Annotated in this window: 11 protein-coding genes; 4 read left to right on the top strand and 7 right to left on the bottom strand. The window is 72.0% G+C overall.

Going from position 1 to position 10,983, the window contains the following annotated elements:
• Positions 1-144: 144 nt before the first annotated feature.
• Positions 145-666: an EF-hand domain-containing protein gene (locus JGS39_RS30050; protein WP_219572853.1), complete on the bottom strand. Its 522-nt coding sequence runs from the start codon at positions 664-666 to the stop codon at positions 145-147.
• A 103-nt stretch (positions 667-769) separates the two neighbouring features.
• The gene (locus JGS39_RS30045) at positions 770-1,144 is read right to left on the bottom strand and encodes an STAS domain-containing protein (protein WP_219572852.1); all 375 of its coding nucleotides are present in this window, start codon (positions 1,142-1,144) and stop codon (positions 770-772) included.
• Positions 1,145-1,457: 313 nt separating this feature from the next.
• Here JGS39_RS30045 and JGS39_RS30040 point away from each other — a divergent pair, with 313 nt between their 5' ends.
• Positions 1,458-2,075 carry an RNA polymerase sigma factor gene (locus tag JGS39_RS30040; RefSeq protein ID WP_219572851.1) on the top strand — a complete coding sequence of 206 codons (618 nt, stop codon included), beginning with the start codon at positions 1,458-1,460 and terminating at the stop codon, positions 2,073-2,075.
• The gene (locus JGS39_RS30035; protein WP_219572850.1) at positions 2,072-3,433 is read left to right on the top strand and encodes a zf-HC2 domain-containing protein; all 1,362 of its coding nucleotides are present in this window, start codon (positions 2,072-2,074) and stop codon (positions 3,431-3,433) included. The genes JGS39_RS30040 and JGS39_RS30035 overlap by 4 nt, the downstream gene beginning before the upstream one ends.
• A gap of 21 nt (positions 3,434-3,454) precedes the next feature.
• Here the strand turns inward: JGS39_RS30035 and purU are convergent, their stop codons facing one another.
• Positions 3,455-4,333, bottom strand: a complete 879-nt coding sequence (gene purU, locus JGS39_RS30030) for a formyltetrahydrofolate deformylase (RefSeq protein ID WP_219572849.1) — start codon at positions 4,331-4,333, stop codon at positions 3,455-3,457.
• Between the two features lie 42 nt (positions 4,334-4,375).
• Positions 4,376-4,819 (bottom strand): SCO4402 family protein, encoded by a 444-nt coding sequence (locus JGS39_RS30025; protein WP_148019301.1) that lies wholly within the window; start codon positions 4,817-4,819, stop codon positions 4,376-4,378.
• A gap of 174 nt (positions 4,820-4,993) precedes the next feature.
• Here JGS39_RS30025 and JGS39_RS30020 point away from each other — a divergent pair, with 174 nt between their 5' ends.
• Positions 4,994-6,274, top strand: a complete 1,281-nt coding sequence (locus JGS39_RS30020; protein ID WP_219572848.1) for an ABC transporter substrate-binding protein — start codon at positions 4,994-4,996, stop codon at positions 6,272-6,274.
• On the opposite strand, the gene JGS39_RS30015 is transcribed toward JGS39_RS30020, so the two are convergent.
• Positions 6,271-6,420: a hypothetical protein gene (locus JGS39_RS30015; protein WP_219572847.1), complete on the bottom strand. Its 150-nt coding sequence runs from the start codon at positions 6,418-6,420 to the stop codon at positions 6,271-6,273. The two genes, JGS39_RS30020 and JGS39_RS30015, sit on opposite strands and share 4 nt — an antisense overlap.
• On the opposite strand from JGS39_RS30015, the gene JGS39_RS30010 reads away from it, so the two are divergent.
• A complete protein-coding gene (locus JGS39_RS30010) occupies positions 6,401-7,612 on the top strand; it encodes a PQQ-binding-like beta-propeller repeat protein (RefSeq protein WP_219572846.1) in 1,212 nt (403 codons plus the stop codon). The genes JGS39_RS30015 and JGS39_RS30010 overlap by 20 nt on opposite strands.
• A gap of 81 nt (positions 7,613-7,693) precedes the next feature.
• Here JGS39_RS30010 and JGS39_RS30005 read toward each other — a convergent pair whose 3' ends face one another.
• Both JGS39_RS30005 and JGS39_RS30000 read right to left on the bottom strand, forming a co-directional pair.
• On the bottom strand, positions 7,694-9,229 hold the full coding sequence (locus JGS39_RS30005; protein ID WP_219572845.1) for a hypothetical protein: 1,536 nt from the start codon (positions 9,227-9,229) through the stop codon (positions 7,694-7,696).
• Between the two features lie 176 nt (positions 9,230-9,405).
• A complete protein-coding gene (locus JGS39_RS30000; protein ID WP_219572844.1) occupies positions 9,406-10,788 on the bottom strand; it encodes an NsdA family TPR-like regulatory protein in 1,383 nt (460 codons plus the stop codon).
• Between the last annotated feature and the right edge of the window lie 195 nt (positions 10,789-10,983).

Here is a 10,983-nt window from a genome sequence, read left to right as displayed (position 1 = left end):
CCCCGGACCCCCACCACCGGCGTGGGCGCGGCCGCACCCCGCGGAGCGACCCGCACCACATCAAGCCCGTCCGGCGATTGAGGACGGAACCCCGCGCCCCGGACCGGGACAAGGTCAAGGCCCCCACTGCCGCCCGCCCAAGGGCTACGCGTCAGGCTCGATCACAGTGAAATACGCGGCGAACGCCGCCACCGCGTCCGCCTCCGCGATCCGTCCGTCGCGGTCCGCGTCCAGGCTCTGCGCGGCGAACGCCGCCGCGTCCGCGCTCGCGCCGAGGACCCGCAGGGCCCGCTCGACGGCGGACACCGCGGCGGCGCCGTCGTTCTCCGGGTCGGCCACGGCGATCGCCGCCCGCAGGAAGGGGCGGGCGATCTCCGCGAAGCGCTCGGGGCTGTCGCGGAGGCGTTTCACCGCGCCGCCCACGAATTCCTCCCGGTTGACCCGCTGGTCCCCGTCCACGTCGGCGATGCCCGCCATGCCCTGCCAGAACGCCTCGGCGCCGCTGTAGAGCGCTTGGCCCTTGTCGCAGCGGGCCGTCGTACCGAATTCGGTGAGCAGACGGGCCGCGGCGGCACTGAAATCCGCGCGATCGATGTATCCGTTGCCGTCCTGGTCGAAGGCGGCGAAGCGGAAGGCGATCTTGCGCTCATACTCTGCGCTGTCCATGCGGGGAGCGTACGACGCCCGCAGGCGTCACGTGTCACTTACGCGCGTCACCAGTGTGACAACCCGGTATTAATGTCCGCCGCGGACCGGTGACCGCGGCCGTTCAGGCCGAGAGCGGCTGGGCTTCGTCGTCGACGGCGGAGTCCCAGTCCGGGTAGACCTCGAACAGCCGACGTACGCCCAGCGCGCCGAGCACCCGGTTGACGTGGGAGCCGTCCTCGGCGCCCCGCGCGGGCAGGATCAGCCGCAGCCGGCCCCCGCAGGAGCGCATCAGACGGCGGGAGGCGATCAGGACGCTGACGCCGCTGGAGTCGCAGAAGAAGACCTCGGAGAGGTCGAGTACGACATCGTGGCGGCCCACGGCCACCGCGTCGTGGACGGACTGGCGGACGACGGGTGAGGTCACCAGGTCCAGTTCGCCGTGCATGTGCAGAACGGTCCACTCGCCCCGCTCGGTCTCGGCCACTCTCAGTGTCACGCGACTGGGCCTCTCGCTCCGGGGATCCCGGGGGATTCCAGTGATCCGGAAGTTTGCGTTCCTCCTCGCGGCTGCCCCGGCGTACTCCCCATGAAACACCGCCTCCCGCACGTAGGCCCAGAACGGTTTCGGGCAGAAGCGATCACTTCGGGACCGATTCCGACCCTGCGGGGCGCCGCATTCCCTACCATCCGGGGCGATCGCAGGGACGTACTTGCCGTAAAGGGGCGTGCTCGGTCAGCCTTGCCGACTACATTCGATGTGACGAGGGGTACAGGGCACGAGGCCCTGCCGGGACAGGGCTGGGGGTCGGATGGCCAAAAACACACCACCCCGCTGGGACCGCAGCATGCAGCAGCGGCTGGCACGCGGCGAGGCCGCGGCCCTCGGTGAGCTCTACGACCGGTTCGCCTCCCTCGTGCACAGCCAGGCCAGCCGGATGCTGGACGACGAGAGCGCCGCCGACCTCGTCACCCGCGAGGTGTTCGGTTACGTGTGGGAGAACCCCGACGCCTACGACCCCAAGCAGGGCTCGATGCGCGCCTGGGTCGCCCGGCTCACACACCGCGAGTCCGTGCAGCGGCTGCGCAGGACCGCCGCCAAGCGGACGGACGACGAGTACGACGGGCGCGGGGACGACGACGGGGACGACGCGGCAGGCTTCGCGCCGGCCGACCTGGAGGAGCGGGTACGGCTGGCCACCGCGGCGGCCCGGGCCGACTACATCGTCGCGTCCATGCCCGCACCGCTGCGGGCCGCGCTGGAGCTCGCGTACATCCAGCGCCGCGACTACCGGCAGACCGCGACCGACCTCGGCGTCACCGAGGACGAGGCGCGTCGCCGGCTGCGGCTCGGGCTGCAGCTGCTGTCCACCGCGCACACCCGTCCGCTGGAGGGCTCCTCACCGCCCGGATACGGGCGGCCGCTGTGACCGACGACCCGGACGGCCGCGACGAGGGCAGCCGCGAGGGGGACAAACGGGACGACGAGGTGCGAGGCGCCCGCCGCATACCGGGCCCGCGGGCCGCCGCCGACGACTTCGACCCCGACCGGTTCACCCCGCCGCCCAAGGCCGCCGACGACTTCGACCCCGACCGGTTCGCCCCGCCACCGAAGGCCGTCCCCGTGACCCAGGAACACGACGCCGGACCGCCAGCTTCGAAGCTGCCGCACCGCGTCCTGAAGGCCCTTCTCGGAGCCTGGGCGCTGACCGCGTGCTCGGCCGCGGAGACCGACGCCGTCGAGGCGCACCTCACCGAGTGCGCCCCCTGCGCGGACGAGGCGCTGCGCCTGCGGGACGCGGTCGGTCTGCTGCACACGGACCGCAGCCTGGACCTGGATCCGATGCTCCGGAGCCGGGTGCTGGAGAACTGCCTGAGCCGCCGGCCGGCCAAGATCCCGGTGCCGGAGTGGGCCTCCCCGTACGACGCGGAGACAGCCAGGCTCGACGCGCTGCTGCGCGACATCGGTGACTCCGAGTGGCACGCCCCGGTACGGCTGAAGTGGTTCGAGGGCGAGCGCGGGGTGAACCGCAAGACGACGGTCGCCGGCGTCATCGGTCATCTGATGACCGTCGACGGCCTGGTCAGCACCGCCCTCGGTCTCGACGACCCGCTCGCCGAGAGCGTCCCCGACGCCCCGCGCCGGGGCTCCGGGCTGCCGCTCGCCCCCACTCATCGCACCGAGACGTACTGGTCGGCCGCCCGGCGTCCGCCGACCCGCACCGTCCGCGAACCGTGGCGCGACCAGAGCCACACCCTCATCCGCACCGTGTCCTTCGCGGGACGCGGCGTCTCGGACCTCTCCGTCTCCTACGGCGACTTCGCCCTGCCGTTGCAGGACGCCCTGCTGGACCGCGCCTTCGAGTGCTGGGTGCACGCCGGTGACATCGCGGAGGCCGTGGACTACCCGTACGAGCCGCCCTCCGCCGCCCACCTGCACCGGATGATCGACCTGGCCGCACGGCTCCTGCCGGCCGCCCTGGCCGAACGGCGCCGGGCGGGGCTCGCCGGTCCGGCCCGCCATCTGGTGACGGCGGGGTCGCCGGGCCGCTCGCTCCATCTGGAGGTCGAGGGTTCGGGCGGCGGCAACTGGTACATCGCCCTGGACTCCCCCGCCGCGCTCGGTTCGCCCGATCACACGGTGGCGCAGGTCGCGCTGGACGGGGTGGAGTTCTGCCAGCTGGTGGCGGGGCACGTGCCGCCCGTGGAGGCGGCGGCCGGTCAGCGCGGGGACCGTGACGCGATCCGGGACGTGCTCTTCGCGGCGGCCTCGCTCAGCAGGCTGTGACCGGCCGGGAAACGACAGGCCCTACGCGAAGATCACCGTGCGGCGGCCGTTCAGCAGGATGCGCCGCTCCGCGTGCCACTTCACCGCACGCGCCAGGGCCTGGCACTCCACATCGCGTCCGACGGCGACCAGCTGGTCCGGCGTGACGCCGTGGCCCACCCGCTCGACCTCCTGCTCGATGATCGGCCCCTCGTCGAGGTCGGCCGTGACGTAGTGCGCCGTCGCACCGATGAGCTTCACCCCGCGGGTGTGCGCCTGGTGGTACGGCTTGGCGCCCTTGAAGCTCGGCAGGAACGAGTGGTGGATGTTGATGATCCGGCCGCTGAGCTGCTTGCACAGATCGTCCGAGAGGACCTGCATGTAGCGGGCCAGGACGACGAGCTCCACGTTCTCCTCGCGCACCAGCTCCAGCAGCTGCGCCTCCGCCTCCGCCTTGTTCTCCCTGTTCACGGGGATGTGGCGGAAGGGGACGTCGTACGAGGCGACCAGTTCGGCGAAGTCCGTGTGGTTGGAGACGACCGCCGCGATATCGACCGGCAGGGCCCCGATCCGGGAACGGAACAGCAGGTCGTTGAGGCAGTGGCCGAACTTGCTGACCATCAGCACGATCCGCATCCGCTCCGAGGAACGGTGGATCTGCCAGTCCATCCGGAAGGAGTCACCGATCGCCGCGAAGCTCGCCCGCAGCTTCTCCGGTGTCACCGGGCTGTCCGCCGAGAAGTGGACGCGCATGAAGAACAGACCCGTGTCGTGGTCCCCGAACTGCTGGCTGTCCTCGATATTGCAGCCGGTCATGAAGAGATAGCTCGACACGGCGTGCACGATGCCCTGTTTGTCGGGGCAGGAGAGGGTGAGGACGTACTGCTCGGGGGCGGTGTCAGCAGGCTGCGGCGCGGTCATCCCCGTAGCGTGCCACACCGTCAACCTTTACGAGGCGGCCTCTCAACTCCTGGTCATGATGCGGAGCACGTCCAGCGAGCGCGGCGGGACGTCCGGGTCCTCGCCGTCGTTCGTGGCGAGCAGCACATGGGCCTCGCGGGCGGCTCTGACGGCCTCCGGCCAGCCGTGGTGCTCCAGATAGGCGGAGACGGGGGCGTCCGCGCCGACCTGGTGCATGATGCGCAGCACCCGCAGCACGGCGACGTCGACGAGGGCGGCCTCACCGGAGTCCCGGAAGACCGTGCCGACGTACTTCTCGGCGGACCAGTTGTCCAGCCAGGTGTCCTCGACCAGGCGGTACACGGCGTCGGTGACGTCGCCGTATCCCTCCCGGCCGGCCAGCCAGCACTCGTGATGGAAGACGGGGTCGGAGAGCATGTGCAGCGCCGAGCGCACGTTGCTGCGCCAGCGCCACCACGGAATGTCGTTGAGCGGCATGCCGCCCATGGTGGAGGAGCGACGGCCGCGACGGGAAGAGTTCTCGGAACCTTGCTGCACGGTTGTCGATCGTACGTTCCCTTTCCGGCTTTCCGTACGGCCCCCTGTAATTCACCTGGGCGTCACCGAGCGTTGAACGGAGCACACTGCGGCGTTACCCGGGGACGGGAAGTGTCTGTGCCCATGACCGGACGGCGACGCCCCATCTCCCCCCGCCCCTTCAGATTGCTCACCGGTGCGGTGGCGGCAGGGGCTTTGCTGATGACCGGCTGCGGTGTGCTCCCTGGGGCCTCGGGGGACTCCAGGGAGCCCGTCACCGTCGTGACCTGGGCCCCGAGCGGCGCCTCGGGGCCGGACGCCGCCAACATGGCGGGCATGACCGCGATGGCGCAGACGTACGCCCGCTGGATCAACCAGGAGGGCGGGGTCGACGGGCACGAGCTGCGCGTGGTCACCTGCGACGAGCAGGACAGCTCGATCGGCGCGGGCAACTGCGCCCGCCGGGCCGTCAAGGAGAAGGCCGTCGCGGTCCTCGGCTCCTACAGCCGGCACGGGCGGGCGTTCATGGCGCCGCTCGAAGTCGCCGGGATCCCGTACATCGGCGGCTACGGCGCCTCCGAGGAGGAGTTCCGGAGCTACATGTCCTACCCGGTCACCGGCGGCCAGTCGGCGCTCCTGGCGGGCAACGCGAAGCAGCTCGCCGCCACCTGCGACCGGGTCTCCCTGGTGCGCCCCGACACCCTGGGCGGCGACAGCCAGGCGTGGCTCCTCAACACCGGCCTCGCCGAGGCCCGCCGGCCCGCACCGGTCGACGTCCGGGCGGACGAGGGGGCCACGTCGTACGACGCGGCGGCCGGACGCGCGCTGACGGGGGCGGGCGAGGACGGCGGCTGCGTGACGGCCGTGCTCGGCGACCGTACGGAGACCTTCTTCGACTCCTTCAGACGGCTGGAGCCGGCCGGCGGATCGGTGCGGATCTCCTCGGTCCTCGGCAGCATCGGACAGCCGCTCATCGACCGCACCGGCGGTCGCGACAGCCCGTTCGAGGGCGCGTACGTCACCGGGTGGTACCCCGCCCCCGGCGACGCGCGCTGGGATCTCATGCGGGACGTGATCAGCAAGCACGCCTTCGGCGACAACCGGATCGATCCGGACGACACGGGCGTGCAGACGACCTGGATCGCCTACACCGCCCTGAAGTCGATCGTCGAGTCGCTGAACGAGGCGGACATCACGTCCCGGAAGGTCACCAAGGCCCTCAACGGCGGCACCCGGGTGGACACCGGCGGCCTCACCCCCGCCCTGCGCTGGCGCTACGAGGACATGATCGGCTCGTCCTCGTATCCGCGCATCGTGAACAGCAAGGTGACGTTCCAGGTCGTGCGTGACGGCCGGCTGGTCGCCGACAGCAAGAACTTCGTGGATGTCACGAAGACGCTGTCGGACGCCAGCGCGACCGGCTAGCGCGCGGCGGGCAGCGTCTGCCCGTAAGGAGCGGCGTCCGGTGCGGCGAGAGTGCGTGACGGCCGGAAGTCCTCGTGCGTCCGGCCGCCGAAGCGCCGGAAGCCGCGCCGGGTGGCGCTCTCGGCGTTGGCGGTACTGAGCGTCACCTCGGCGCTTCTGGTCGTCTCGGCCGACGAGGCGCAGCAGCCGGCGCCCGAGGCGCCCGCAGCGGCCCTGGCCGCGTATCTCGCCCCGTACACCGGGGAGGGGCGTCCGCGCGACTTCGGGAAGGGCGCCGTGTCCCGGCTGCACCGCCCGGCCAACTGGTCTCCCTGGACCGGCCGTGCGCAGCCCCGGACCGGGCCCTGCGCGCTCGACGGCACGGTCCTTCTGTGCGCGGGCACGGGAGGAGCGCTGACCGCCCTGGACGCGAACTACGGCCATACGCTCTGGTCGCACAGAGGTGACACCTCTGCGGCAGGAGCCACCGCCGCCAACCTGGGCGTCGTCGCGGGCGTCGCATACGTCAACGGGCCCCGGGGAACGGACGGATACCGCGTCCGGGACGGCGACCGGGTCGTCCATCACGACCCTCCGCCCGGGCGCTACACGATGGGCGGCGCGGAGACGCTCGACGGCGTCATGTACTCCGTCTACGCGGGCCCCTTCGACGGTGACGGGACGGGGCTGCTCACCGCGCGAAGGCTGGGATCCGGAGACGAGGGACGAGGAGACGGCGGGCGGGAGCTGTGGCGCGTTCCCGTCCCCGGCGGCCCCCAGCAGCCGTTGGTGGCCGGCGGCCGTGTCTACGTGCCCCGGCTCCTCCAGGGGCTGGTCTCCTACGACGCACGGACCGGGGGCGACCGCGTCGACAGCGACGGCGTCTCCTGCGAATGGGGGCAGGTGCGGGACGGCCGGCTGGTGTGTGCGGGCGCCGACGAGCAGGGCGGTGTGCACGTTCTGGACGCGCGCACACTGAAGCGGCGTGCGCTGGTGGGCCGGGGGCGCCATGTCAGGTCGGGCCCCGCGCTCGGGCCCGGCGGCCTCCTGGCGTTCGGAGACGGAGAGACCGTCTCCCTGCACGACTTGGACACCGGGCGGACCTTGTGGTCCGAGTCCGTGGAACACATGGACGGCAACCCCGGACCGCTGTACTTCGCGGACGACCGGCTCATCCAGGTGAACGGAGCGGAGATCGCGAACTTCGCGGTGGCGTCCGGGGAACCCCTCTCCAGGACGTACCCCGGACCGAAGGACTGGGAGACGGACGAACTGCTCCAGAACGGCGAATGCATCGCCGTCGGCGGGATTCTCTACGTCACCTTCTCGGACGGAACCGTCGTATCCGGTTACCTCTAGGGCCTTTCCTTCGGATCAGGCCGGGGTCACCTGATCCGAAGGAAAGGCCCCGGACCCGGGGGCCTGCCGCCGGGTCCGGCCTCAGAGCGCGGTGGACGCCCGCTTCGTCAGGCCGTACTTCGTCGCGATGGCGTTCCACAGCCTGGACGCCTGCTTCTTGGCCGTGGTCGCCTCGCCGCTCTGCACGTTGGCCTGCTGGTAGTGCGTGGTGAAACGGGCCTTGCCCTTCTTGCACACCTTCTTGCTCTTGGCCTGCGCGGCCCAGGCCGCGTAGTGGTCGTCCGCCGAGGCGGACGCCTGCCAGGCCTTGGTGAGCGAGGCGGACAGCTGGACGTTGTCCGGCAGCTTGTCGACCGACAGCCCCTTGAGCCGGGTCACCAGATCGCGTCGCTGCTGGGCTGCGCCCTTGAGGTCGGCCACGGCCTTGTCCAGGTCGGTGCAGTTCTTGGCCTTCTCCACCGCGCCGATCACCGCGGACCGGCTGTTGTTGCTGTCCGCGAGCAGCTTGTCGAGCGCCTCGGCCTGCGGCTTCGCCGGGTCCGGAGCGGCCTTCGTGGCGGGCTGGGAGGCGGGTGAACTCGCCGACGCCACCGGCTGCTTGGCGTCCTCGCCCTTCTCGTCGCCACCGCTCATCAGGGCGCCGGCCCCGAGCCCGATCACGGCGCAGCCCACGACGACCGCGGCGATCAGCGGGACGTGTGCGGACTTCTTGCGCCGCCCGTCCTGCCCGCTCTGCGGCAGCCCGTCGTCGGGCCCCGTGTACGGGGGCGCCTGCTGGTACGCCTGAGGGGGCGGCCCGCCCTGGTACTGCTGCTGCCCGCCCGGGTGTTGCTGGTGCTGCTGCGTGGGGTCGAACCGGGGCATCTGCTGGGTGGCGCCCGCGGGTTCGTCGCTGCGGAAGAGGTTGTCGAACTCCGCGGGCGGCTGCCGCTCACCGGGTGCCCCGGGCCGGATGCCGTACGGGGCGCCGCCGGGCACGGGCGGTATGCCGCCACCGGGCACGGGCGGTATGTACTGGGTCGCGTCGGCGTCCTGGCCGCCCTGCGGAGGCGGCGCGGCGTGGCCGCCGGACTGCTGGTACGCCTGCTGCGGGTCACGGCCGAGGAACTGCGTGGACTCCGCGGGAGCCTCCGGCGGCAGGCCGCCCGGCCCGGGACCGGGACCGGCCGGAACCGCCGCGATGTACTGCGTGGCGTCCGCGTCGCTCCCGCCGGGCGCCGCCTCGGGCGGCAGCGGCTGGGCGTACGGCGACGGCTGGTGGGGCTGGGGCTGCTGAGGCCGGCCGTACCCGGAGTCCTGCTGTCCCTGCCCGTACGAACCGTGCTGCGGCTGCGGTGCCTGCTGCCCGTACTGCCCCTGCTGCTGCCCGTACGCGCCGCCCTGCTGGTCCTGTCCGTACCCGCCCTGGGCCTGGTTCCGCTCCTGCTGCGCGGGGTCCTGGTGGGACGCCTGCGGTCCCCAGGGCCGGCCCCACGGCTGACCGCCGGCCGGGGCCGCCTGGTCCGCGGGTCCCCCCGGCGTCCAGGGCTCGCCGCCGCCCGCGGGCAGCACGACGCCCTCGTGCGCGGGTCGTACAGCAGGGAGCTGCTGCTCGTCACCCTGTCCGCTCTGTGTCACCGGGACTCCTACGTGTGAACCTATGGAATCGTCGGCTCACGCTACCGGGTGGTCCCCGCCGTTCGCCAAGCGCGTGTTGTCACTCACCAGCCCTTCACACCGGCTGTAACACTCGGCTGCCTCAAGACGCAGTTAAGGGGGCGCCCGCGCACCACGGGTCCGTACACGTCCTCCCGTCAGGCCGCCTGAAGCTCCAGGCGGGCTCCGAACTCCCGTACCGCGGGCTCGTCCCCGTACGGCACCAGGCGATGCTGCAGGTCGTCCAGATACTCCGCGCCCCGGCTGGAGCGCACCGTGCCCAGCAGCTCCATCGCCCGCGTCCCGGTGTGGCAGGCCTGCTCCACCTCACGCAGCTGCACCTGCGCCGCGGCCAGCAGGGCCAGGCCGATGCCGCGGCGGCGGGCACGGGACTCCGGAAGGCCGCCCAGGGCCTCCTTCGCCCGGCGCGCGGCCGCCTCCGCCTGGCCGAGGTCACGATGGCAGTGCGCCAGCTCGTCGGCCAGATAGGCGTGGTCGAAGTGCGTGATCCAGTCGGGATCGTCCCCGCTTTCGGGATCGGCCTGCTCCAGCGCCGCCAGCGCCCGGCCCGCCACCGCCTGGCTGGTGCGGGCGTCCCCGAGCAGTGCGTGGCCACGCGCCTCCGCCGCGTAGAACATCGCCTCCGCCCGCGGCGTCACCCTGCCGCGCGCCCCTTCCTGCGCCGCCCTGGCCAGCTGGGCGATCTCCCGCGGATTGCCGAGCTGGGCCGCGAGATGGCTCATCGAGGCTGCCAGCACATAGCCGCCGTAGGCGCGGTCGCCCGCCGCCTGGGCGAGGCGCAGCGCCTGGATGTAGTACCGCTGGGCCAGGCCCGGCTGGCCCGTGTCGATCGCCATGTACCCGGCGAGCTCGGTGAGCCGCGCGACCGCGGCGAACAACTGCCGCCCGGTCGACTCGCGGTACGCCCCCGAGAGCAGCCCGGAGACCACACTGTTCAGGTAGTGCACCAGAACCGGCCGCACCTGGCCGCTGCCGAAGCGGTGGTCCAGGTCGACCAGCGCAGCGGTCGTCGCCCGCACCGCCTCGACGTCCGGCATTCCGACCCTGGCCCCGGCCACCCGCGCCACCTGCGGGTCCGCGCCGGTGATCAGCCAGTCCCGGCTGGGCTCGACCAGCGCCGAGGACGCGACCGCGGAACCGGACAGGAAGTCGCGGCGGCCGACGTCGCTGCGCCAGAGCTCGCAGACCTGCTCGATCGCCCCGACCACCGTCGGGGCGAACTGCAGGCCGACGCCGGAGGCCAGGTTCTTGCCGTTGGCCATGCCGATCTCGTCGATCGTGACCGTACGGCCGAGCTTGCGGCCGAGCGCCTCGGCGATGATGCCCGGTGCCCTGCCGCGTGGTTGCTGTCCGCGCAGCCAGCGGGCCACGGAGGTCTTGTCGTAACGGAGGTCGAGCCCGCGCTCGGCCCCGACCATGTTGACGCGGCGGCTGAGGCCCGCGTTGGAGCATCCGGCTTCCTGAATGAGCGCCTGGAGCCGTTCGTTCGGCTGGCGTGCGACGAGAGGCCTGGCTGCCATGTTTGTCCCCCTGAGGCCGCAGTGATCGGTAAAGGATCAGTGCCCGACATATGCCTGAGAAATTCGCCGATTCATCGTGTTGGTCACTTTTGAGGCGTCTCCGCCCTTATCTCCCGGCACGCACCCTAGGATGCCGAATGAACTGTGCCGGATCTCCGGTATGTGGTTACCCGCCCACCGCCCACGGCCCTCCCG

The sequence above is a fragment of the Streptomyces poriferorum genome, from assembly GCF_019399235.1.
Classification (GTDB): Bacteria; Actinomycetota; Actinomycetes; order Streptomycetales; family Streptomycetaceae; genus Streptomyces; species Streptomyces poriferorum.
This window is presented reverse-complemented; position numbering and strand designations above follow the sequence as displayed.

Bases quoted from the DNA above. Each gene is read 5' to 3' on its own strand.
- JGS39_RS30050 (WP_219572853.1), bottom strand. From the start codon at position 666: ATGGACAGCGCAGAGTATGAGCGCAAGATCGCCTTCCGCTTCGCCGCC.
- JGS39_RS30040 (WP_219572851.1), top strand. From the start codon at position 1,458: ATGGCCAAAAACACACCACCCCGCTGGGACCGCAGCATGCAGCAGCGG.
- purU (WP_219572849.1), bottom strand. From the start codon at position 4,333: ATGACCGCGCCGCAGCCTGCTGACACCGCCCCCGAGCAGTACGTCCTC.
- JGS39_RS30025 (WP_148019301.1), bottom strand. From the start codon at position 4,819: ATGGGCGGCATGCCGCTCAACGACATTCCGTGGTGGCGCTGGCGCAGC.
- JGS39_RS30020 (WP_219572848.1), top strand. From the start codon at position 4,994: ATGACCGGACGGCGACGCCCCATCTCCCCCCGCCCCTTCAGATTGCTC.
- JGS39_RS30000 (WP_219572844.1), bottom strand. From the start codon at position 10,788: ATGGCAGCCAGGCCTCTCGTCGCACGCCAGCCGAACGAACGGCTCCAG.